The organism is Acidiphilium iwatense, from assembly GCF_021556475.1.
Lineage (GTDB): Bacteria > Pseudomonadota > Alphaproteobacteria > Acetobacterales > Acetobacteraceae > Acidiphilium > Acidiphilium iwatense.
Map to the genome: position 1 here is coordinate 16,432 of NZ_JAKGBZ010000034.1, position 22,346 is coordinate 38,777.

A 22,346-nucleotide genomic window follows, 5' to 3' on the forward strand; every position below is an offset into this window, starting at 1 on the left:
AATCGCGGAGCGGTCCAGCAAAGCCATGAAATTGCTCGTCAAACAAAAAGCAGAGTGTGATGAGTCTAAACTCATCACACTCTGAGCTGATATTTTCGGCCGACGATTTCGGCCTGAGCGAAAGCGTCAACGAAGCGGTCGAGATCGCCCATCGCGACGGGGTGCTGACCCAGGCGAGCCTGATGGTCGCGGGGCCGGCGGCGGCGGATGCCGTCGCCCGTGCCAAACGTCTGCCGGACCTCAAGGTCGGGCTGCACCTGGTGCTGGTCGATGGCGATTCGGTGCTCGGCCATCGGGCTCTGCCACATATCACCACCCCGGACGGCCGCTTCGGCGCCGATCAGGTCGCGCGCGGTTTCCGCTACTTTTTCTCACCGGCGGCACGCCGGGAACTCGAGCTGGAAATCCGCGCCCAGTTCGAAGCCTTTCGCGCGACCGGGCTTGCGCTGCATCACGCCGATTCCCACAAGCACATGCATCTGCATCCCACGGTTGCGAAACTGATGATCGGGACCGGACGCGCATTCGGGCTCAGCCGCATCCGGGTGCCCGCCGAGCCGCCCGCGGTCCTCGCCGCCTGCGGCGAGCGTCCGGGCCTTGGCTCCCACGCTTTGTATCGGTGGTCGTCGGTGCTGCGCCGCCAGGTGCTACAAGCCGGGCTCGCCAGCGCCGATCACGTGTTCGGGATAAAATGGTCGGGCCGGATGACCGGCGCAAAACTCCGCACCTTGCTGGTCCATCTGCCCGAGGGCACCAGCGAGATCTATTTTCACCCGGCAACCCGTCATGACGACGGATTGGAGCGGCTGATGCCCGGCTACCGGCATGAGGAAGAGCTGGATACCCTGCTCGCCCTGCGGGTGGAGCATTTTTGAAACCTGAAGTGTTGCAGCGAGATTTCGATACGACGATGCGACGAAGTTTAACTTGTTGACATCTTTAAGTTGCATTATGGGGTGATCGCACAATTCCGGTCTGCGCGTTGACCGGATTTTAACGATCGTTCGGTAAGACTCCGTGTTGCCCCAAAGCTGCCATTGAAGGAGAATTTCGTGTCCGGTTCCCAGATCTCTACGAGCGTCGTCTCCGTCGAGAGCGCCGCGGGCCAGGTTGTGTCGTTCAATGTCGATTCCAGCCTCGCCCCCGTCATCGAACGGCAATTGACCAACAATATCACCTATCTGGTCGTCAACCCGACGCCCTATACGCCGATCACCGCCTCGCCCGTCGTCCTGAACGCGGACGGCAGCGCCGGTTCGCTTCCCTCGGTGCCGAACAATTTCAGCACCGCCGACTACGTCTATCTTTCGGGCACGGTTGCCACGCCGGGGTCGATCACTCTGCCGAACCAGACGATCGGGTCGAATCTCGGCTTTGCCGGGTTGATCGCGACATTCGCCGGCAGCGAGACCGTCACCGGCGGCGCCGGCGAAAATCAGCTCGTGGTGACCAGCGCGCAGACCAACCTGACCTGGGACCCCAAGGGCGGCACGGGCGTCGATTCCATCTATGCCGGCGGCGGCAACAACAATTTCACCCTCGACGGGGTCAATTACAGCGTCGTGGTGAACAGCGGCAACAACACGATCACCGCCGCCCAGAACACCAACCCGTCCAACCCCAACAGCTACAACGAAATTTCCACTTCCGGCGGCAACAACACGATCAATCTGGATTCCGGGTCGAGCACGGTGACCTCCGGCGGCAACGACCGGATCATCGCCCATAACGCCGGCAACCAGATCACGGTGACCGGCAACGCGTTCGTCGGCCTGCCCGCAGGTTCCGCGAACAACCAAGTCTCCGCGACCGGCAGCGATACCGTCAATGTCTACGGCACCGGCAACGCGGTGAGCGCGAGCGGCGGGGCGAGCGTATTCGTCGGCGGCGATCAGAACGCGATCGCGATGAATGGCGGCGTCCAGGCAATGGTCAGCGGCAACGGGAACACGATCTCGGGCAGCGGGAGCGCAGCACTCGCGGTTTTCGGCCAGAACAATGTCGTCGACGGCGCGACCTCGGGCGGGATATTCGCGTACGGCAGCGGCAATATCGTCAATGCCTCCGGGGCGGACACCGTGCTTCTCAACGGCACCGGCAACACGGTGAACGACAACGGCGCCGGCGTGATTTTCGCCGGGGGCACCAACAACTCGATCACCGCCAGCAACAGCACCTTCGTCGTGCTCGGCGGCAGCGGCACCAGCGATAGCGCGACCCTGAGCGGCACGGCGATCGGTTTCGCCCAAGGCAACGCCTCGATCGACGCGACTGGGAGCAATTACGTCATTTTCGCCGCCGGCTCGAACAGCGCGACGCTCGGCGGAGGCTCGCTCGCCTATGTCGGCGCGGGAGCGGACACGGTCAGCGCCGCCGGTTCGGCCTTCGTCTATGGCGGTGCGGGCTCGCTGGACTTCATCGGCGGATCGTCCCACAGCGTCATCGAGCGCGGCATCGGCAGCGTGACCGCGCAAGCGGGGGCCGGCGGGCTGACCGCGTTCGGCGGTATCAGCGGCAGCAATTCGCTCACAGGCGGTTCCGGCACCAATACGCTCTACGCGGGCGGCAATGGCGACACATTGACCGGCGGGAGCGGAACCAACAATCTCGTCGCCGGACCGGGAAGTGCGACCATGATCGGCGGCGCCAATGCCGCCCTGAACAATTTCGTCTTCGACGGCAATTCGGCCGGGACAACCGACGTGATCAGCGGTTTCCGTCTCGCGACCGACAAGATCACGCTGGGTTCGGGGATCACGGTAACTACGCAGACCGTCTCGGGCGGCGCGCTGAGCCTCACCTTGAGCGATGGCACGCATATTGCCATGACCGGCATCACCTCGCCCCTCACCGCCGCCGGCAGCGGATCGGGCACGGTCCTGACCTGATCGTCTCCCACGCCTGAACCCCCCGCGCCGGTCTCTCTCGGTCACCGCCCCGTGATCTTGCAGAGGCCGGCAACGCGGCGCACCATGGCGCCATGCAGAACGATCCCCTTCGCCTCACGGTCATCCAGATGGCGCCCGGCGCCGACAAATCCGCCAATATCGAACAGGCGCGCGGCTTGATCGAAGCGGCGATCGCACAGGACCGGCCGCATCTGATCGCCCTGCCGGAAATCTGGACCTGTCTGGGCGGCAACCGGGCCGCCAAATTCGCCGCCGCCGAAATCCTGCCGCCCGAAGGATCGAACGAGGCGGGGGGCGTGGCTTATGAATTTCTGCGCGCGATCGCCCGTCGCCATGAAATCCATGTCCATGGCGGGTCGATCGGCGAATTGAGCGGCGAAAAACTGTTCAACACAACCATCGTCTTCGATCCCGGCGGCCGCGAGATCGCGCGCTATCGCAAGATCCATCTGTTCGACATCACCACGCCGGACGGCCAGGGCTACCGCGAAAGCGCCGTCTACGGCGCGGGCGAGCAGGTCGTCACCGCGCAGATCGGCGCGCTTACCGTGGGATTGACCATCTGCTACGATATGCGCTTCCCGGAACTCTATCTTTCGCTGCGCCGCGCCGGGGCGGATCTCATCATGGTCCCCGCCGCCTTCACCCTGCAGACCGGCAAGGATCACTGGGAGGTTCTGCTGCGCGCGCGGGCGATCGAGACCCAATGCTGGATCGCCGCTCCCGCCTGCACCGGCACGCATTACGACGGTTCGAACGAACCGCGCGTGACCTACGGAAATTCCCTGATCGCCGACCCTTGGGGGCATGTCGTAGCGCGGGTCTCCGACGGTCCGGGCTTCGCCACCGCGCGCATCGATGCGGCGCGCATCGCCAGGGTCCGCCGCGACATGCCCGTTCTCGACCACCGAAAACTCGCTTGACCGCGATTCATTTTGCCGCGGCGTCGACCGATCAGGCCCGCGCGGCGCGGGACCGGCTGGTCGCCCGATATGGCGACGCGCCGCCGGATGCCGCGGAGGTCGTCGTCGCTCTCGGCGGCGACGGGCTGATGCTGGAAACCATCCATCGCCTGCTCGACCACGCCCTGCCGGTCTATGGCATGAATTGCGGTTCGGTCGGCTTTTTGATGAACGATTTCTCGGAGAACGACCTGCCCGCGCGCATCGCCCGCGCCCACAGCAACGACCTGCACCCGCTGCGGATGCACGCGGTCACCGCGACCGGCGCGGTCGAAGAGGCGCTCGCTTTCAACGAAGTCAGTCTGCTGCGCCAACTCCGTCAGGCGGCCAAGATTCGGATTTCGATCGACGGCAAAATGCGCCTGCCGGAACTGATCTGCGACGGGGTTCTGATTTCCACGCCGGCCGGCTCGACCGCCTATAACCTGTCCGCCCACGGACCGATCGTGCCGCTTTCGGCCAATCTGCTGCCGCTGACGCCGATTTCCGCGTTCCGGCCGCGCCGCTGGCGCGGCGCCCTGCTGCCCACCAGCAGCGAGATCCTGTTCGAGATTCTGGAGCCGGAAAAGCGCCCGGTCGCGGCGGTGGCCGATTTCAGCGAGGTGCGCCGCGTGGTCTCGGTCGCGGCCAGCGAAGACCGTTCGGTCTGCGCGCAAATCCTCTCGGACCCCGACCGGGCCTTGTCGGAGCGGATCATCCGGGAGCAGTTCACGGTATAAACCGCTCCCGGCATTCGGTCACTTCAGCAAATGCGCAATCGCCGCGCGCTCTTCCTTGAGTTCGTTCAGCGTGATCTCGAAGCGCGAGCGGGCGAACTCGTCGAGGGCGAGGTCGCGGATGCGCGTCACCTTGCCGCCCGAGGCCGTCACCGGCACGCCGAACATGATGCCCTCGGGCACGCCGTAGCCGCCGTCCGACGCCACCGCCATCGACACCCAGCGCCCGTTCGAGCCGACCACCCAATCGCGCACCTGATCGATCGCCGCATTCGCCGCCGACGCCGCGGAGGAGGCGCCGCGCGCCTCGATCACCGCGGCACCGCGCTTGCCGATGGTCGGGATGAAGGTTTCGCGGTTCCACGCCTCGTCGCCGACCAGCTCGGCGAGCTTGCGACCGCCCGCCTCGGCGAACCGCCAGTCGGGATACATGGTCGGCGAGTGATTGCCCCAGATGATCAGTTTTTCGATATCGCCGACATTCACCCCGGCCTTGGCGGCGAGCATCGAGGCGGCGCGGTTGTGATCGAGCCTGATCATCGCGGAAAAACAGTCGGGCGACAGGTCGGGGGCCGATTTCATCGCGATATAGGCGTTGGTGTTGGCCGGGTTGCCGACCACCAGAACCCGCACGTCGCGTTTCGCCGCGTCGTTCAGCGCGCGGCCCTGGACGGTGAATATCTCGGCATTCGCCCCAAGCAGGTCCTTGCGCTCCATGCCCTTGCCGCGCGGCCGCGCCCCCACCAGGAAGCCGATATCGATATCCTTGAACGCGGTCTTGGGATCGTCGGTCGCGACCATGCCTGCGAGCAGCGGGAAGGCGCAATCCTCCAGCTCCATCATCACCCCGCCCAGCGCACCTTGCATCTGCGGCAGGTCGAGCAAATGCAGAATGACCGGCTGATCCGGCCCGAGCAGCGCGCCGCTCGCGATGCGGAAGATCAGTGCATAGGCGATCTGGCCGGCGGCACCGGTCACTGCGATTCGGACGGGGGATTTTGCCATGGGACATGCTCCTTGTTCGGTGGCGGCACTATCGCCCGCGCGGGCTTCCGGTCAAGGCGGGCGCCGTGCCAATCTGACCCGATGAAACGCAACCCTCGCGATATCGGCGCACCACCCGACGCCGCCCGGCTGCGCGAAGCCGCTCTCGCCCATCTTGCCCGTTTCGCCGCGACCGAAGCCGGGCTCGCCCGCGTGCTCGGCCGCCGCGTCGATCGCTGGGTGCGCGCGGCGGAATCTGCCGGACTCGCGCCCGACTCCATCGCCCAGGCGCGCCGGGACGGCCGTGCCGCGATCCCTTTGGTGATCGCCGCCCTGCGCGACCTCGGCGCTCTGAACGACACCACTTTCGCCGAATCGCGCGCACGGCGACTTGCGCGTGAGGGACATTCCCGCCGCGCGGCACTCGTGCATCTCGCGATGAAGGGTGTGGATCAGGATATTGCCGCCGAAGCGCTGCCCGAAAGCCCCGAGCGGGATCTTGCCGCCGCCTGCACCTATCTGCGCCGCCGCCGCCTGCCGCCGTTCGCCGGAGGTGAAGCGCTGCGCATGAAAGCTCTGGCCGCCCTCGCGCGCGGCGGCTTCGATCGCGATATCGCCGAACGCGCCCTCGCCCTCGATGCCGATTCCGCCGAAACGCTGGTCATCGCGCTCCGCCAGGGCACGCTCTAAAATGACGCGGGCGGAGCCGCCTCCGCCCGCGTCATATTCCTAACAAACGCTAAAAATCAGCCGCTGGTGTCCCGATTCGGAAGTTCGTTGGTGCCGATAGAGGCGTTTTACGAACTTCCGAATCGATCAGGACACTAGCAAACATTTGATTCCAGTGTGGTTTATGGTTCTGAAGTTCCTAAAATCGCTACCGCGTATGTATAGGAACTTCAGAACCACCACACTGGCCGGGATTACGATCGGCCCTGGGTCTGGCCAATCTGGGCGAAGCGGGTCGCCCGATGCGGCGCCGCGATGGTCGGGTAATTCTGCCCGACGGTGACATCGGCGATCCGGGCGGACACAACCGGGGTCGCGGCCGCGCCGAAAGCCGGATAGGCCTCGCCGATTACCGCGGGGGCCGACGCGGAAACCACCGGCTGAGCCAGCAGGTTCGGAATGCCCTGACCCGCCTGGGCGGCGCCGGCACCGGCAATGGTGGCGACGGCAAGGGCGGCGACAGCAAGAATGTTTTTCATGACAAGCTCCAGTTCCGATCGGGTGGGGCGGCCTCACCATGGGGCCATTTCCATCTCACCCGGTGCTGAGCGGAACATAAGCTTCTGCCCGATCGCTAACCACGCGTGCAATGTGCATAGAATTCATAACGCCAGGAGATGAATGGCTCCCTTGACCTGATTGGCTATTCCAAGTGCGGAGCAGCTTGTTTCGGCTCTTTGGTACCGAAGGCGATCCAGAAACCTGACAGGGCGACGAGCACTGCGGTCAGTCCCATCGCCGGCCTGACCGCGCCCGAAAACTGGGCGACGAGGCCGAGCAGGATGGCGCCGATCGCGTAACCGGTGTCACGCCAGTAGCGATAGGTGCCGAGCGCCTTGCCGCGCCAGAGCGGCGGCGTCAGGTCCGACATCGCGGCGATCAGGTTGGGGTAGAGTAGCGCCATGCCGAACCCCATGATCGCGGCGGCGGGGAACCACACAATCGGCGCCGTGCCGATCGCGGTCAGCGCGATCCCCGCGGCGAGGAGAGAAAATCCGGTCACGATCGGCGGTTTGCGGCCGATCCGGTCGGCGAGATGCCCGGTCCAGAGCTGCGAGAACCCCCAGACCATCGCATAGAGGCCGGTGATCCAGCCGATTTCGGCGAGCTTCATGCCGTGAGCCGCGAAAAATACCGGAAACAACGCCCAGACCAGCGTGTCGGCGATCTTGTTGGCGACACCGCCCTGGCAGAGCGCGCGATATTGCGGATCGCGGAACGACACCACCATGAAGATCGCACCCCAGCCGGGGGTTGCTGCGCCGATTGTGCTCGTGGGCTTCGTCTGCGCGTGTTCGGCACGCACCCAGGGCAGCGTGTCGCGCACCCCAATCAGCAGGATCAGTGCCATGGCGATGGTGACCAAGCCAAAACCGAGCAGCGCCGTGCGCGGCCCGAATGCCTGCGCCAGATAGGCGCAAGCGAGCCCGGCGATGCCGACCGCGACATAGCCGGTCGCCTCATTGATGCCGACCGCAAGGCCGCGCTGATCACTGCCGGCGAGATCGATCTGGCTGGTCACCGTCATCGTCCAGCTGAAACCCTGGTTGATGCCGAGGAAAATATTGGCGGCGATGATCCACCACCAGTTCGGCGCCAGATAGATCAGCACCGGGATCGGCAGCGCGGCGAGCCAGCCCATCAGCAGCACGCGCTTGCGGCCGACCCGGTCCGACAGGGTGCCGGCCACGAAATTCAGCACCCCCTTCACCAGACCGAAGGACAGCACGAAGCTCGCGAGGAAGAAGAAGGCGTGGGACCTGACGCCGAAATCGGTACTCAGCGCGGGCAGCACCGCGCGCTCCATGCCGATCACCAGACCGACGAAAAACACCTGAACCGCCTGCAGCGCGAACTGACCCTGGTTGAGCCTGATGCCGCGCCGATACACCTGCGCGGCGAGGTTCATTCGGCGACCTTCGTCATCAACCCGGCATTGACGGCGCGATTCGCCGCCGCATTCTCGGGAGGTGGCGGGATATCGTCGACCATGAAGCGAATGAAAGCGGCTTCGTCGGTCATCGCGAAGGCCCTGTTGTGCCGAAGCTCGAAGCCGATGGTGGAGGATGGCTTGCCGGACAGGCCGCGCCCGCAGACCGAGCCGGCGAAAGCGCCGGGCAGGATCTCCAGATATTCCGGCAGCACCTTCAGCCGGGCGAGGCTGCGGAACAGATTGCGCGCGCCGGTCGCGGCGTCGCTCGCCAGCTCGGTACGGCCGACATCGCCCACCATCAGCGTATGGCCGGTCAGCACAAACCACGGCTCGCCGGCACGGGTGCGGTCGGTCACCAGAAGACAGAGATGCTCCGGCGTATGGCCCGGCGCGTGCAGCACATCGAGCACGACATTGCCGAGCGAAAGCCTGTCGCCATCGGCCACGCCGTGGAAGGCGAAGCCGGTCATCGCACTTTCGTGCAGCACGTAATCGGCCCCGGCCGCTTCGGCGAGGGCGCGCCCGGCGGAGCGATGATCGGCGTGGAGATGGGTATCGATCACCCAGCGGAGCGGCGTGGCGGAGAACTCCGCCGCTTGCAGATACGGTTCGATCGGGAACAGCGGATCGACCGCCGCACCCGCACCGCGACCGGCACAGCCGAGCAGATACGACACAGCGACCGGGTCCTGATGGTGGAATTGGCGCAGAATCATGGCATTCTCCTCGAAGACCTTGACGACCTAAACGATCTATCGTTCAATCAATCCGTTGATTGATTCCTTTATTGGAGCACCATGTCAAGCCTCGGTCCCAAGCAGCGCATCTTCGCGAGCCTCGCCGACATCGCCCAGGCGATCGGCCATGCGCATCGGCTGGAGATTCTCGAACACCTCGCGCAGGGCGAACGCAGCGTCGAGGATCTCGCCGCGCGCATCGGGTTGACCATCGCCAACACCTCGCGGCATCTGCAAATCCTGCGCCGGGCACGCCTCGCCGAGCCGCGCCGGGACGGCAAGCGGATGCTCTACAGCCTGCTCGGCGAGACCGATGTGATTGCCCTGCTCAAAGCACTCGGGCGGATCGGCGAACGGAATGTCGCCGAGATCGAGGTGGTGATGGCGAGTTATTTTCGCACGCGCGACGCGCTGGAGCCGGTTTCGCGCCAGGACTTGCTGGCGCGCATCCACGACCGCAGCGTCACCGTGCTCGACGTGCGGCCGGAGGACGAATTTGCCCAGGGCCATCTGCCGGGAGCCATCAACATTCCGCTCGCCGCCCTGGAACGCCGGATTGCGCTGCTGCCGCGCGACCAGCCGGTGATCGCCTATTGCCGCGGACCGTATTGCGTTCTCTCGGTCGAAGCCGCCAGCGCCCTGCGCCGGCTCGGCTTCGATGCGCGCCGGCTTGAGGATGGCTATCCCGAATGGAAAGCCGCCGGGTTGCAGGTGGAAACCTGATCGCCTTCCTTGCCTGAAAAAAGGTGCGAAGTTCCGCATATCAGGCTAGTTTCACAACGATAAAAGGATGAGGGACCATGAAGGGATGCCGTCTCATTGCCTTGGCCGCGATCGGTCTCGGCCTGATCGCAACACCACAGGCCCGGGCGGGCGGAAGCGGTGCCGTTTCCGCCGCCAGCCTGGTCCGTCCGGGTGACCTCGTGTTCGGCAATCCGCACGGCAAGGTCACGATCGTCGATTTCTACGACATACGCTGCCCGCCCTGCCGGCATATGGACCGGCGATTCAAGCGCCTGCTGCGTCACGATCACGATGTGCGCTATGTGCCGGTGGCCTATCCGATTCTCGGGCCGGCCAGCGTGCTCGGCACCGAAGCGATGTTCGCCGCCGGCGCGCAGGGCAAACTTATTCCGTTCCGCGCCCGGCTGATGACCCAGAAACGCCCGCCGATCAACGCGATACTGAAGACTGACGCGAAAGCTCTCGGCCTCGACTGGCGGCGCATGGAATTCGCGATGAACGGCGACGGGGTGATACACCGCATCCAGGCCAATCTCCGGCGCGGACGCAGCCTCGGGATTCACGAAATCCCCACTCTTTTCATCAATAATACAAAAATCGTCGGGTCGGTGAGCTATGCCGACCTCGTCTCGCTGGTCCACGCGGCGCGAAAAACGGCGGAAGCGGCGGCGCGCGGCGCTGCATCATCGCCGTCATCCACACATGGGACGTGATCGGTCCAAGAATCCCGGTTTCGGGACCGATGAGGGGACATAACAGCCCGAAACGAACTGGCCCGGATCTTGCGATGCTCCGGCGGAACCATTGCCGGAGCCGCCATGCCAGACTTCCAGATTCCCGATCAGGTTCGCCGCAAGACCAGGCTGAGACACCGCGCGGCCTGGGCGTCGGGGGTCGCGATCGGCACGGCGCTCGTCGTGGCCTTGATCTGGCTGTTGCCGTCCGGCCCGTCGGTCGCGCGGGAGTCGCTGGTGATCGGCACCGTGCATTCCGGCGCGTTCCGGGTGCGGGTGCAGGCGCCCGGCGAACTGCGCCCGCGCGGCGAGCGCTTCGTGACCGCCGCGGTGCCGGGAACCGTGGCGCGGGTGTTGGTCCGCCCCGGCGATTCGGTAAAAACGGACACCGTGCTGCTCCGCCTGGTCAATCCGCATCTGCAATCGGCCCTGGTCCGCGCGCGCTCCAACCTTGCGGACGCGAAGGCGACATTGGCTTCCACCAAAGCCACGCTCGACAATAATCTGCTCTCGCTCGAAGCCGATCTCGCGACCGGGCGCGCGGCGGCGGCGGCGGCAGGCTTGCGCGCCGAGGCCGAGCGCGGACTGGAAGCCGAGCATGTCGTCGCCCGGCTCGATTACCGAAAGACGGTGCTCGATGCGGCGAATGCGCGCCAGCTTGTGGCGCTGACGCGGCAACGGATCGCCGCGTTCAGGGATAATCAGTCGGCACAGATCGAAGCGCAGAATGCGCGGGTTTCCGCGTTTCAGGCGGCGCTCGCCGAGGCGCAAGCGAATGTCGCCGCATTGTCGGTCACCGCCGGGGAACGCGGCGTGGTGCAGAGCGTTGCCGCCCGTCCCGGCCAGACGCTGGCGCTGGGCGGGGCGATCGCGCGGGTCGCGAGCCTGACCCATCTCAAGGCCGCGCTCGATGTCGCCCCCAGCGAGGCGGGCGAGATTACCGCCGGGCTGCGCGCGACGATCCGCCTGAACGATGCCGGCGAAAGCCGCATCGACGGCGTGGTGACGCGGGTGTCGCCCTCGGTGGAAAAAGGCAGCGTGCGGGTGGATGTGAAACTGCCCGCGCATTTGCCGGCGGGAACCCGCCCCGACCTCGCGGTGCTCGGCGATATCGATGTCACCACCATTCCGCGCGCGCTTTATGTGGCGCGGCCGGTTGATGCCCGGCCCGATTCGATGGCGACCGTGTTCAAGCTGGTCGATGGCGGCGACAAGGCGATTCCGGTGCGCGTCCGCTTCGGCGCCGCCTCGGCCAACGCGATCCAGGTGCTGTCCGGGTTGCCGGCCGGCGCGCGCATCATCGTCTCCGACACCGGGCGGTTCGCCGGCAAATCCCTGGTGCGCATCCGATGAGATTTTTGTTAGTGTGCATCGCGCTTGTGGCGATGCTGCCAAACGTGGCGCGGGCATCCACGCTCTGGCAGGTCTGGCGGGCCGCGCGCACCAACGATCCGGCGTTCCTCGCGGCCGGCGCGAAATTGCGCGCGACGGCGACCGATCGTCCCGCCGCCCTCGCCGCCCTGCTGCCGCATGTCGCCCTCGCCGCCGGTGCCGGTCCGCAGAACCAGTATGCGGCGGGCCCCGAGTTCTACGGCACCGGGTTCGAGCCTATCACCGAATTTCAGCGCATCGGCGTCTCCACCTGGCAGGCGACGCTGACGCAGACCTTGTTCGACTGGGGCTCGGTCAAATCCTATCAGGCCGCCGGGTTCCGGGTTCAGGCCGCCGCCGCGACCTATCAGGCAACACTTGAGGCGCTCACGGTGAAGGTCGCCACCGATTACGTCGCGGTTCTCGCGGCAAACGCCGATCTTGCCGCCTTGCGCGGCGCGGAACGCGGCTTCGGCAAGCAGTATCACGACGCCGAGGCGCGCTACCGGGCCGGGATGGCCGGAGTGATCGGCGCCGATGAAGCGCGGGCGGCACTGGAATCGTTGCGCGCCCAGGTGGTTCAGGCCCAAACCACGCTGATCGCCGCGCGCGAAACCCTCGCCGCACTGACCGGAAACCCGGCGATCGACGCCAATGGCTCCCTGCCTGAAGCGCTGCCGCTCCCAAAGCTCGGCGGCATTGGCGCCTGGATCGACCGCGCCCGGAGCGGCAACCCGACGCTTGCGGCGGCGAACCTGACCGCGCGCGGCGATGCGGAACTGGTTTCGGCGGCACAGGGTTCGTATCTGCCCAACGTGTCGCTGCAATTGCAGCACACCCATATCGCCCAGGGCGGACACGCGGCCTATGCGTTTCTCGGCCAGAGCATCACCGGGCCGGGCAATCTGCTCCAGCAGGGCAATTCGGCCACCGTGCAGCTCAACTGGCACGTGTTTTCCGGCGGCGCGACGGTTGCCGCGACCGACCGCGCGCGGGCGCTGCGCGACGAGGCGCACGATAACGCAGCGACAGCACAGCTTACGGTGATCCGCACCATCCGCACCGATTATTTCGCCCTCACGCTCGACCGCTCGCGGCTCGATGCCGCGCGATCGGCGGCGCTGGTCGCGGCGAAGGCGGTGCGGGCCGCAAGCGACGGGGTACGCGCCGGGCTGATCAGCGAAAGCGACCTGATCGCCGATCGTCAGCAATTGCTATCCGCCGACCTCGCGCTGCATGCGGCGATCGTCTCGGCGATCGGTCATGAACTCGGCCTTGCCCAGGCGGAAGGCAGCGCCACCCCCGCGTTAGTGCATAGTCTATCCACGACAATCGCTCCCACGCATAATCCGAAGGAAGCCAAACCATGACCAATGCCCCCGTGATCGAAGGCCCGGTGATCGAGGTACGCGACCTCACGAAAATCTATCGCACCGATCAGGTGGAGACCCATGCGCTCGCCGGGGTCGATCTGGCGGTCGGGCGCGGCGAATATGTCGCGGTCACCGGGCCGTCGGGCTGCGGCAAATCGACCTTGATGGCGATTCTCGGCCTGCTCGACGACCCGACGGGTGGGAGCTATCGCCTCGCCGGGCAGGACGCGGCGGGATTGCGCGAACGCGACCGCGCCGCGTTCCGCAACCGGCATATCGGCTTCGTGTTCCAGGCGTTCAACCTGATCGGTGATCTCACCGTCGCGGAAAACGTCGCCCTGCCCTTGATCTATCGCGGCGGCATCGCCAAAGCCGAGCGCGAGGCGCGGGTGGCCGCGATGCTATCGGATATCGGCATCGTGCACCGGGCGAACCACTACCCGGCGCAATTGTCGGGCGGCCAGCAGCAGCGCGTCGCGATCGCGCGCGCGCTGGTGACCGAACCGGACATCATTCTTGCCGACGAACCCACGGGAAATCTCGATTCGCGCTCCGGCGAGTCAGTGATGGAACTGCTGGAGGAGCTGAACACCAAAAAGGGTGCGACGATCCTGATGGTGACGCATGATCTCCACTACGCCCGCCGCGCGCGGCGCATCGTGCTCCTGTCCGACGGTCAGGTGGTCGATGAGGGGTTCGGCGAAACCGTGGTCACGCTGCACCCCGAAGATGATCTGCCGGAAAACGCAAGGAATGCCTTGTGATGTTCGGAACACTTGCCCACGACGGGTCGGTGGCGTGGCGCGGGCTGATCCGCAAACCATTCTACCCGATCGCGACCATCATTATGTTAGCCTTCGCCATCGCCGCGAATGCGACCGCTTTCGGCATTTTCTACGGGTTTTTGCTCCGCCCCCTGCCATATCGCGACCCGCGACAGATAAAATTGGTGGGCGAATTCCTGCCGAACTTCAACCCGGATTTCGCCAATATATCACCAAGCGCCTATCGCGTCATCCGTCGTGACATTCCACAGATGGCCGATGCGGGTCTCTACAGCTATGGCGGCGCCGCCCCGGTGATGATCGCGCATCATCCGAAAGCAATCACCTACAGCCGGGAAACGCCATCGTTCTTTCGTACGCTTGGGGTGGTGCCGCTGCTTGGCAGGCTGCCCAGCCTTGCCGCTGGCCGGCAAGGCGGACCCGCCGAAATCACGATTTCCGCCAAGTTCTGGCACAGCGCCTATGACGGCAACCGGAATGTGCTGAACCACCGGCTAACGGTAAACGGCATCGATTACCGGATCGTCGGTGTTCTGCCACGCGATTATGCCTTCAACGCCGGTGCGGATGCCCAGCTTCCTCTTGTGCTGCCGATCAAGGGGCTACGCGAACAGACCCTCAACTCTGTCATGATCGTCCGGACACCAGCCAATCTTTCTGCCGCGCAGGCTAACCTGCTGCTGGCAGACGCGCTGCCGCAAATCCGCAAAAGAGTATTGCCGCGCCTCGCCACCATGTTCGGGCACGGCCTCAAGGTCGAAACCCGCAAACTGCGACCTTCGTTCACCGCAGGCTCCAGCCTTGGTGCATTGCCCTGGGTCCTGCAAGGCACGGCGCTTCTTCTGCTGCTTCTCGCAATCGCCAACGCTGCCAACCTGGCGTTAGTACGGCATCGCTCGCGCCTGCACGAATTCGCGTTGCGCCGTGTGCTGGGCGGGTCCGGGGCGGATCTCATGCGGCTGCTGTTTCTGGAACAAATTCCGCTGTTCGCGGTCATCTCGGCAACCGGAACCATCCTGGCATGGCTCGGCGCACGATTCATCCTGTCCTATGGCTCGGCGATCGTCTCGCCGCCGTTCCGCTTCGGGTTCGGTTGGGACGACATCGCCTGCGTCCTGGTGCTCTCTGTCGTTTCACTGCTTGTGGTCACGATCGCACCGATCATGCTGACATCCCGGCTGAAGCTGCAATCGGCGATCGGCCAGGGACCGAAATCGACCCTCGGCAGGGGTGCCCGCATAGTCCAGCGCGGTCTCGGCATCGGTCAGATTGCGCTAGCCTTCGCGCTGCTCGCCGGCAGCCTGACCCTGACCGTCAGCCTGCATCGCTTCCTGAACCGCCCGCTCGGCTTTCAGCCAGACCACCACATCGTCGCGAGCATACTGGCCCCAAAATCCATCGACATGACAGCCGCCATGGAGCCGGCGATCGCCCGGCTCCGGCAACAATCTTATGTCCGGTCGGTAACGGGAGTCGGTTTTGGGACCAGACCGTTTTCCCATTCAAATGCAACCATTCCGATCCGGCGCATGGCGCCCGGTTCGAAGCCGCACAACATCAACGTGACGCTTGCAGGCGATAACTTTTTCTCCGCGATGGATATTCATATCCTGAAGGGCCGTGCGCTCAGGTCGCTCGATCAACAACATGGCGCCAAGGTTGTTGTCCTGGGCGCAGGCAGCGCGCAACGGCTATTCGGCACCACGAACATTGTCGGACGCATGGTTCACCTTGTCCTTCTCGGCGATTTCCGGGTGGTGGGCGTCGCGGCGCCGGTTGTCTGGCGCAGCAAGCCGTGGAACCGGACCTTTGGGACGGTCTATGTTCCCGCGTCCTCGTTCAAGGTCAGGGCCTACCCGGTTTATGTCGCGGATATCATCGTGAATGTGCGCGACTCCATTCATAGCGCCGGACAGGATGCAAAAAAACTGATCGAATCGGCAATCCCCGGCGCGGTCGTTACCTCGGTCCGGCCTTACCATGCGATCATCGCCCGTTACCTCGGCTTCCGCCATCTGGCTGCCTCGATCGTCTCGATTTTCGCCGTGCTCGCCTTGGTGCTCGCTGCACTCGGCGTCTATGCCGTCAATGCCTTCATCGCCCGCGCCCGCCTGCCCGAATACGGCATGCGCGCAATGCTTGGTGCCAGCCCGCAACACCTGCTCAGGCTCGCCCTGACCGACGCAGCGTGGCTGCTCGGGCTCGGCCTCGCGAGTGGTCTGATCGGCGGGTTTCTGCTGGTTCGCGCCATGCTTCCGCTCCTGTTCCACGTCAATCAAATCGCCCCCGCCGTCTTCGCCATTTCCCTCGCCATCATCGCCATCATCGTGCTCGCCGCCGCATGGCGCCCTGCCGCGCGGGCGGCGAACACGCCGGTCAAGACGCTGCTGGATGCGGGGTGAATGGAAAAACCATGGAAAATCGCGTGCAAGATCACCTCTCGACCCTGGTTCACGACGCTTCGGTCGCATGGCGCGGGCTGATCCGCAAACCGTTCTATCCGATCGCCACAATTATCATGTTAGTGCTTGCGATCGGCGCGAATGCGGCGGCGTTCGGCATTTTCTACGGCTACGATCTGAAGCCGCTGCCCTATGCGCATCCGTCCCGGCTGGTTCTGGTCCGCGAGATGATCCCGAGGAGCGGCCTGAACTTTGCGATGACCTCGCCGGATACCTACCGCAAACTTCGCGCCGCGCTGCCATCGATCGCGGATGCGGGGCTATGGACCTTTGGCGGGTCGGTCGCCGCCCGGATCGACGGCAAGCCGCGCGCCGTTCATGCCGTCAGCGTCACGCCGTCGTTTTTCTCGACGCTGGGCGTGCGGCCGGCATTGGGCTGGTTGCCAAGTCTTGCGTCCGGCCACAAAGGCGGCCCGAAACAGGCGATGATTTCCTATCGGTTCTGGCAAAGCGCTTACAGCGGCGATGCCGGCGCCATCGGCAAGAGAGTTTCGTTCAACGGCGCACATTACCGGATCGTGGGGGTTCTGCCCCGATCGTTCGGCTTTATGAACCCGACCGATCTCTGGGCGTCATTCGTGCTGCCTCGAACCGGCGAGCAGGCCAGCAACATCGACGATTTCATGCCCGCCGAATTAGCGCCCGGCGTGTCACTCGGCCAATTCAACGCGAATTTGCACCGGTTCCTGCATGAGGAGGAACGGGAGGCGACACCCGAACGCGCCGCGAAAATGCGCGCGGAACGGCGGCGCCTCGATGCACGGCCGATTCGTCAGGTGCTGCTTCTGGCAAACAGCGATATCGGCGATATCCCGATCCTGCTCCAGGGCGCCGCGCTGTTCCTTCTGCTGCTCGCGGTGATCAATGCCGCCAATCTCGCGCTGGTGCGTCATCGGTCACGCATGCATGAACTGGCGCTGCGCCGGGCGCTGGGGGGCTCGCGGCTCGATTTGCTGCGGCTGTTTCTGCTGGAACAGGTGCCGATCCTGCTCGCGATCGGTATCGGCGGATCGCTGCTCGGCTGGCTGGTGCTGCGAACCCTGGCAAGCTACCGAACGGTGTTCGACGCGCCGCCATTCGATATCGCAACCGGCTGGCCGGTATTCGGTTTCGCGTGGCTGCTCGCCCTTCTATCCAGCGTTGCGATCGCCGCCGTGCCGCTATGGCAGACATCGTCGGTGCGGATTCGGGCCGTGCTCGGCCAAGGGTCGAAAGCGACACTCACGCCCGCCACGCGGCGCATCCAGAACGCGCTCGGCGCGGTGCAAATCGCGCTGGCCGCGGCACTCCTGATCGGCAGCACCATGCTGGGATTGAGCCTTTATCGAGTCCTGACCCAGAAGCTCGGATTTTCGCCCGACAACCGGATCGTGGCGTCGGTTCTGTTGCCGGATGCACAGAACAACGCGGCGGGGTTGGACTCCACCGTCCATGCCGTGACCGAAAAAACCTTCACGGTCTCCGCCGGCGGCGTCACGTTCTGGTCGTTTCCGTTCACGCAAAATCATTCGAATACCACCGTGTCGCGGATCGCGCCCAATGCACCGTCGCATCTGGTCGTTCAGGTGCCGGTAACGCCGGGGTATTTCAGAACCTTGGGCATCCATCTTGCCCAAGGCCACCGCGTCAGCCCAGCGGCGGAAATGGCGAAAGGAAGCCATGAGGTCATTATCAGCCCCGGCGTCGCTAAAGCGATTTTCGGGCGAAAAGATGCCGTCGGGCACATGCTGAAAATCGATTCCAGCGACTACCGGATCGTCGGAATCGCCGCGCATGTTCAATGGCGGCCGACACCGTTGAAAAACGATATCGGCGTGATCTACATGCCGTTTGCCACGGCGAATTTTCATGGGTTTCCACTGACCGGCGCGACCGTCATCATCCATTATCGCGGCTCGCTCCGATCGGCGATGCGGCAGACAAAAAACGTGATCGAAACAGCGATACCCGGCGCGGTGATCACCTGGGTTCGCCCCTATCGCCGGATTATTTTCGCCTATAGCGCGCTGCGGGCGGTCGCTGCCGGGATGGTCGCCGGGTTCGCCGTTCTCGCTTTGGTTCTCGCCGCGCTTGGCGTCTATGCGGTCAACGCGTTCATCGCCCGCGCGCGGCTGCCGGAATACGGGATGCGCGCGATGCTCGGCGCCAGCCCCCAGCGCCTGCTCAGACTCGCTTTGACCGATGCCGCATGGCCGCTCGGATTCGGGCTCGCCGGCGGGGCGATCGGCGGCTATGTGTTGGTCAGAGCCATGTCACCCTTGTTGTTCCATGTCGGTGCAATCGCACCCGTCGTATTTGTCGCCTCGCTCGCGGTCATCGCGGCGATCGTGCTCGCCGCCGCATGGCGCCCCGCCGCGCGGGCGGCGAACACGCCGGTCAAGATTCTGCTGGACGCACGATGAGCAGGCAACGCATCCTGATCGCCGACGATCAGGCGGATATTCGCGCCTCCCTCGCGCTGGTGCTGCAATCGGAAGGCTACGAGACCGGCTCCGCGGCCTCGCCGGCCGAGGCGATGCTGCTGCTCGAACGCGGCGCGTGGGACGCGCTGCTGCTCGACCTCAATTTCCGCGCCGATACCACCTCGGGCGAGGAGGGTCTTGCGCTCCTGAGTTCCGTTAAACAAATTAACGCCGATCTGCCGGTGATCGTGCTGACCGGCTGGGGCTCGGTCGGTCTCGCGGTGCGCGCCCTGCGCGCGGGGGCGGCGGATTTCCTCGAAAAACCCTGGGAGAATACGCGGCTGCTCGGCGTGCTGCGTGCACAGCTCGCGCTGGAAGCGGCGCGGCGCGCGACGGCGGCACTCACCATCCCGCTTCCGCAAGGGGCGATCCTGCATTCCTCGGCGACGATGCGCGCGGTGATGGCGCTGGTGGCGAAAATCGCCCATGCGGATGTGCCGGTGCTGATTACCGGCGAGAGCGGCACCGGCAAGGGAATGCTCGCGCGGCATATCGCCAGCGTCTCGCCCCGGCATGACAAGCCGTTCGTCACGGTCGATCTCGGCGCGGTGCCGGAAACCCTGATCGAGAGCGAATTATTCGGCCATGCGCGCGGTGCGTTCACCGATGCGAAGACCGATCGGCCGGGGCGGTTCGAAATCGCCAATGACGGCGTGATCTTCCTTGACGAGATCGGCAATGCGAGCCTCTCGACCCAGGCGCGGCTGCTCGGCGTGCTGGAGGATGGCCAGATCACCCGCGTCGGCGAGGCGCGGCCGCGCCGCGTGGATGTGCGGCTGATCGCCGCGACCAATGCCGATCTGCAGGAGCGGATCGCGGCGGGCGGTTTCCGGCGCGACCTGTTTTTCCGGCTCAACACGGTGGAAATCGCGCTGCCGCCGCTGCGCGAGCGGATCGACGACATTCCACTCCTCGCCGGGCAATTCCTGCTGGCCAGTGCGTCGCGCCACAACCGGCCCGCGCGCGGATTCGCCCCCGACGCGATGGCGGCGCTCACCACCTATTCCTGGCCCGGCAATGTGCGCGAGCTTGCCCATGTGGTCGAACGCGCTGCACTTCTGGCCGAGGGCGAGACCGTGCATCTGGCAGATCTCCGGCTCACCCCCGCCGGACCGGCGCCGGTGGAGCGCATGACATTGGATCAGGCGGAGCGTTACCTGATCCAGCGCGCGATGGCGGATGCGGGCGGCGACGCCGAGGCGGCGGCGAAGCAGCTCGGGCTGTCGCGCAGCGCGTTCTACCGGCGGCTCGCCTCGTTGCGGAAATGATCGCCGCGGCGCTCGCGATTCTGATCGCCGTCACGGCGGGTTATGCGCTGGCGCGGCGGCGGGCGGCACGCGATCATCGGCAGATCGCGGCACTTCTGCTCGGTTTGCGGGACGGTGACTACGCGCTGCGGGCGGCACCGGCGCACGGAGCGCGCGGCGCGGCCTTCGCGGCGGTGAATGCCCTGGCCGACGAACTCGCCGGCACCCGCCGCGCCGGCATCGAATCGGATGCGCTGCTCGGCAAGCTGCTCGGCGCGGTCGATCTCGCGATCATCGTGATCGGGCCGCGCAACACCATCATCGGCGCCAATGCGACCGCAGGCACGCTGCTCGGCGCCGACGCGGACCGGCTCACCGGCAGGCCGGTGGCGGAGCTGGGCATCGCAAGCTGGATCGAGGGCACCGGGATCGACCGGTTCGAAACGCCGCTGCCCGGTGGCGCCGGACCGTGGGAAGTGCGGCGGGTGCGCTTCCGCCGCGCCGGGCGGGACCATGTCATGCTGGTGGCGAGCGAGCTTTCGCGCGCGCTGCGCGAGGAGGAGCGGCGCGTCTGGCGCGGGCTGATCCGCGTGCTCAGCCACGAGACCGGCAATTCGCTCGGCCCGATCCAGGCGACCGCCGAGGTGTTAATGCGCGGGATCGGCGATGCCGACCCGGAGCGGCTGCATGACGGTCTCGCCCTGATCGAGCGCCGCGCGCGCGGGCTCGGCGGCTTCATCCGCCGCTATGCCGATCTCGCGCGGCTACCGCCCCCGGTGCCCGAACCGATCGCGCTGGCGTCGCTGGTCCGCCGGGTCGCCGCCCTGGAAACCCGGCGTGATGTGGTGGTCGAAACGACCACGGAGGGACTGGCCGACGCCGATCCCGCGCAGATGGAGCAGGCGCTGATCAACCTGATCCGCAACGCCACCGACGCGGCACTCGAGGGCGAAGGCGGTGTCGCGATCCGGCTGGCCGAAGACGTCCGCCATATCACCATTGAGATCATCGATGATGGGGCCGGCCTGCCGCGCAGCGAAAACCTGTTCGTTCCAGGCTTCACCACCAAACCAGGCGGCAGCGGCATCGGCCTCGTGCTTGCGCGCGAAATCATCGAGGCACATGGCGGCACGCTGGCGCTCGCCAATCGCGCGGATCGGCCCGGCGCGATCGCCCGGATTCGCCTGCCGCGCGCCAAGCCATGAGCGTCGCTTCCCCATTGGCTGCCCGCGCTAATCGAGCGGGGGCAGCGAACTCAAGTGTGTGGCCATCCCGGCAAGTGCAACCAGGCGGGCGGGTGACCTTGCGGCACTTCCATTCCCGGAAACAGTTTGTGAACCAGTAGCAGCACGATAATGAGGGCGGCGAAGAGGCGGCCCAAAACGCGGATCGCAAGAATCACCAGGCTCACCGCCACCACGACGAGTAAGATGGTCTGCACATTCGGCGGTATGCCGCCCGAAGTCATCAAAGCGGCCAGGAGACCGTCGATATACGCGACAAAATCCATCACCAGACCGGCCAGGGCCAGGATTACAGACACAACTACATCGGTGGCATGGGTCACTGCGCGGTCCTCGTTCTATTTCCTGCCATATACGCCAAGTTATCGCGCAATCCGTTATGGTTCGCTATCATTCAGGTAAATTCGCGCCCGGTACGTCACCCCGCGAGCATCCCGACGCAGGGGCAACGACTTTTTTATCAATGAATACAAAGGATTGTGCTGGATGCGTGGTGGAGGGGGCTGGATACTCCGTCAATACAATACAACTAGATGATTTTATGAATTTTTTCTTAGTGGCTCGTGGAAAATTATAATGCGCCGTACAATTTCACACAAGAGCAGATAAGAGATGTTCCGGCATATATCGAATATCGCTTGATATTACTCAATGACTGGGCCGGATCTCTATCCTCGACGCTCTCCCACTGCGATATTGAACCGAGGTAGCCGTGCCGTGACGGCGCCGACATTCACGCTCCCGCGCGGGGAGCGACTTTGACGTGTCGTCGTCATATCCCTATCAAATGGTTTCGATCCACGCTCCCGCGCGGGGAGCGACCACCTGCCTGTAAGCGCGCATTTTGACGCACATGATCGACATTTGCGTGCGGACGCGGTCATGTTCGGTGTGCTTGGGATTGAGGCTGATCCGCGCGAGTTGGCGGATCAGCCTGTGTTTTCGGCGACGCTG

The 22,346-nt window shown here is 65.1% G+C and carries 19 protein-coding genes; 14 read left to right on the forward strand and 5 right to left on the reverse strand.

All coding sequences use genetic code 11. From position 1 onward, the window contains the following. Window positions 1–59 precede the first annotated feature (59 nt). The 4 genes from hpnK (at window position 60) to L2A60_RS14830 (ending at window position 4,590) form a co-directional block, all read left to right on the forward strand. Window positions 60–875, forward strand: a complete 816-nt coding sequence (hpnK, locus tag L2A60_RS14815) for a hopanoid biosynthesis-associated protein HpnK (RefSeq protein ID WP_235705233.1) — start codon at window positions 60–62, stop codon at window positions 873–875. Between the two features lie 177 nt (window positions 876–1,052). Continuing rightward, the gene (locus L2A60_RS14820; RefSeq protein ID WP_235705234.1) at window positions 1,053–2,888 is read left to right on the forward strand and encodes a beta strand repeat-containing protein; all 1,836 of its coding nucleotides are present in this window, start codon (window positions 1,053–1,055) and stop codon (window positions 2,886–2,888) included. A gap of 92 nt (window positions 2,889–2,980) precedes the next feature. Beyond that, complete coding sequence (locus L2A60_RS14825; protein ID WP_235705235.1) at window positions 2,981–3,832, forward strand: carbon-nitrogen hydrolase family protein; 852 nt, start codon at window positions 2,981–2,983, stop codon at window positions 3,830–3,832. Further along, a complete protein-coding gene (locus L2A60_RS14830) occupies window positions 3,829–4,590 on the forward strand; it encodes an NAD kinase (RefSeq protein WP_235705236.1) in 762 nt (253 codons plus the stop codon). Before L2A60_RS14825 ends, L2A60_RS14830 begins: the two co-directional genes overlap by 4 nt. Before the next feature lie 18 nt (window positions 4,591–4,608). Here the strand turns inward: L2A60_RS14830 and L2A60_RS14835 are convergent, their stop codons facing one another. Further along, a complete protein-coding gene (locus L2A60_RS14835; protein WP_235705237.1) occupies window positions 4,609–5,592 on the reverse strand; it encodes a malate dehydrogenase in 984 nt (327 codons plus the stop codon). An 81-nt stretch (window positions 5,593–5,673) separates the two neighbouring features. Between L2A60_RS14835 and L2A60_RS14840 the strand changes: the two genes are divergently transcribed. Then, the gene (locus L2A60_RS14840; protein WP_235705238.1) at window positions 5,674–6,261 is read left to right on the forward strand and encodes a regulatory protein RecX; all 588 of its coding nucleotides are present in this window, start codon (window positions 5,674–5,676) and stop codon (window positions 6,259–6,261) included. 233 nt (window positions 6,262–6,494) lie between these two features. Here the strand turns inward: L2A60_RS14840 and L2A60_RS14845 are convergent, their stop codons facing one another. The 3 genes from L2A60_RS14845 to L2A60_RS14855 form a co-directional block, all read right to left on the reverse strand. After that, entirely contained in the window at window positions 6,495–6,779 is a 285-nt protein-coding gene (locus L2A60_RS14845; protein WP_235705239.1) for a hypothetical protein, read from the reverse strand. A gap of 164 nt (window positions 6,780–6,943) precedes the next feature. Beyond that, window positions 6,944–8,209 (reverse strand): MFS transporter, encoded by a 1,266-nt coding sequence (locus tag L2A60_RS14850; protein WP_235705240.1) that lies wholly within the window; start codon window positions 8,207–8,209, stop codon window positions 6,944–6,946. Continuing rightward, window positions 8,206–8,949: an MBL fold metallo-hydrolase gene (locus L2A60_RS14855; protein WP_235705241.1), complete on the reverse strand. Its 744-nt coding sequence runs from the start codon at window positions 8,947–8,949 to the stop codon at window positions 8,206–8,208. Before L2A60_RS14855 ends, L2A60_RS14850 begins: the two co-directional genes overlap by 4 nt. An 81-nt stretch (window positions 8,950–9,030) precedes the next feature. On the opposite strand from L2A60_RS14855, the gene L2A60_RS14860 reads away from it, so the two are divergent. The 9 genes from L2A60_RS14860 (at window position 9,031) to L2A60_RS14900 (ending at window position 21,353) form a co-directional block, all read left to right on the forward strand. After that, window positions 9,031–9,693: an ArsR/SmtB family transcription factor gene (locus L2A60_RS14860; protein WP_235705242.1), complete on the forward strand. Its 663-nt coding sequence runs from the start codon at window positions 9,031–9,033 to the stop codon at window positions 9,691–9,693. Window positions 9,694–9,770: 77 nt separating this feature from the next. Continuing rightward, window positions 9,771–10,427: a DsbA family protein gene (locus tag L2A60_RS14865; protein ID WP_235705243.1), complete on the forward strand. Its 657-nt coding sequence runs from the start codon at window positions 9,771–9,773 to the stop codon at window positions 10,425–10,427. 105 nt (window positions 10,428–10,532) lie between these two features. Continuing rightward, window positions 10,533–11,801, forward strand: a complete 1,269-nt coding sequence (locus L2A60_RS14870; protein WP_235705244.1) for an efflux RND transporter periplasmic adaptor subunit — start codon at window positions 10,533–10,535, stop codon at window positions 11,799–11,801. Further along, window positions 11,798–13,189: a TolC family protein gene (locus tag L2A60_RS14875; RefSeq protein ID WP_235705245.1), complete on the forward strand. Its 1,392-nt coding sequence runs from the start codon at window positions 11,798–11,800 to the stop codon at window positions 13,187–13,189. Before L2A60_RS14870 ends, L2A60_RS14875 begins: the two co-directional genes overlap by 4 nt. Next, a complete protein-coding gene (locus L2A60_RS14880; protein WP_235705246.1) occupies window positions 13,186–13,956 on the forward strand; it encodes an ABC transporter ATP-binding protein in 771 nt (256 codons plus the stop codon). Before L2A60_RS14875 ends, L2A60_RS14880 begins: the two co-directional genes overlap by 4 nt. After that, window positions 13,956–16,379 (forward strand): ABC transporter permease, encoded by a 2,424-nt coding sequence (locus tag L2A60_RS14885; RefSeq protein WP_235705247.1) that lies wholly within the window; start codon window positions 13,956–13,958, stop codon window positions 16,377–16,379. Before L2A60_RS14880 ends, L2A60_RS14885 begins: the two co-directional genes overlap by 1 nt. 23 nt (window positions 16,380–16,402) lie before the next feature. Then, on the forward strand, window positions 16,403–18,841 hold the full coding sequence (locus tag L2A60_RS14890) for an ABC transporter permease (RefSeq protein WP_235705248.1): 2,439 nt from the start codon (window positions 16,403–16,405) through the stop codon (window positions 18,839–18,841). Then, window positions 18,838–20,169, forward strand: coding sequence for a sigma-54-dependent transcriptional regulator (locus L2A60_RS14895; protein ID WP_235705249.1), 1,332 nt, complete (start codon window positions 18,838–18,840; stop codon window positions 20,167–20,169). Before L2A60_RS14890 ends, L2A60_RS14895 begins: the two co-directional genes overlap by 4 nt. Beyond that, on the forward strand, window positions 20,166–21,353 hold the full coding sequence (locus L2A60_RS14900) for a sensor histidine kinase (protein WP_235705250.1): 1,188 nt from the start codon (window positions 20,166–20,168) through the stop codon (window positions 21,351–21,353). The genes L2A60_RS14895 and L2A60_RS14900 overlap by 4 nt, the downstream gene beginning before the upstream one ends. A gap of 50 nt (window positions 21,354–21,403) precedes the next feature. On the opposite strand, the gene L2A60_RS14905 is transcribed toward L2A60_RS14900, so the two are convergent. Further along, window positions 21,404–21,715, reverse strand: coding sequence for a hypothetical protein (locus L2A60_RS14905; RefSeq protein WP_235705251.1), 312 nt, complete (start codon window positions 21,713–21,715; stop codon window positions 21,404–21,406). Window positions 21,716–22,346: the final 631 nt, after the last annotated feature.

What these genes read in the sequence shown, in the direction of transcription:
- L2A60_RS14860 (WP_235705242.1), top strand. Translation starts at nt 9,031, where the DNA reads ATGTCAAGCCTCGGTCCCAAGCAGCGCATCTTCGCGAGCCTCGCCGAC.
- L2A60_RS14840 (WP_235705238.1), top strand. Translation starts at nt 5,674, where the DNA reads ATGAAACGCAACCCTCGCGATATCGGCGCACCACCCGACGCCGCCCGG.
- L2A60_RS14825 (WP_235705235.1), top strand. Translation starts at nt 2,981, where the DNA reads ATGCAGAACGATCCCCTTCGCCTCACGGTCATCCAGATGGCGCCCGGC.
- L2A60_RS14900 (WP_235705250.1), top strand. Translation starts at nt 20,166, where the DNA reads ATGATCGCCGCGGCGCTCGCGATTCTGATCGCCGTCACGGCGGGTTAT.
- L2A60_RS14885 (WP_235705247.1), top strand. Translation starts at nt 13,956, where the DNA reads ATGTTCGGAACACTTGCCCACGACGGGTCGGTGGCGTGGCGCGGGCTG.
- hpnK (WP_235705233.1), top strand. Translation starts at nt 60, where the DNA reads ATGAGTCTAAACTCATCACACTCTGAGCTGATATTTTCGGCCGACGAT.
- L2A60_RS14895 (WP_235705249.1), top strand. Translation starts at nt 18,838, where the DNA reads ATGAGCAGGCAACGCATCCTGATCGCCGACGATCAGGCGGATATTCGC.
- L2A60_RS14845 (WP_235705239.1), bottom strand. Translation starts at nt 6,779, where the DNA reads ATGAAAAACATTCTTGCTGTCGCCGCCCTTGCCGTCGCCACCATTGCC.
- L2A60_RS14865 (WP_235705243.1), top strand. Translation starts at nt 9,771, where the DNA reads ATGAAGGGATGCCGTCTCATTGCCTTGGCCGCGATCGGTCTCGGCCTG.
- L2A60_RS14880 (WP_235705246.1), top strand. Translation starts at nt 13,186, where the DNA reads ATGACCAATGCCCCCGTGATCGAAGGCCCGGTGATCGAGGTACGCGAC.
- L2A60_RS14850 (WP_235705240.1), bottom strand. Translation starts at nt 8,209, where the DNA reads ATGAACCTCGCCGCGCAGGTGTATCGGCGCGGCATCAGGCTCAACCAG.
- L2A60_RS14870 (WP_235705244.1), top strand. Translation starts at nt 10,533, where the DNA reads ATGCCAGACTTCCAGATTCCCGATCAGGTTCGCCGCAAGACCAGGCTG.
- L2A60_RS14835 (WP_235705237.1), bottom strand. Translation starts at nt 5,592, where the DNA reads ATGGCAAAATCCCCCGTCCGAATCGCAGTGACCGGTGCCGCCGGCCAG.
- L2A60_RS14875 (WP_235705245.1), top strand. Translation starts at nt 11,798, where the DNA reads ATGAGATTTTTGTTAGTGTGCATCGCGCTTGTGGCGATGCTGCCAAAC.
- L2A60_RS14855 (WP_235705241.1), bottom strand. Translation starts at nt 8,949, where the DNA reads ATGATTCTGCGCCAATTCCACCATCAGGACCCGGTCGCTGTGTCGTAT.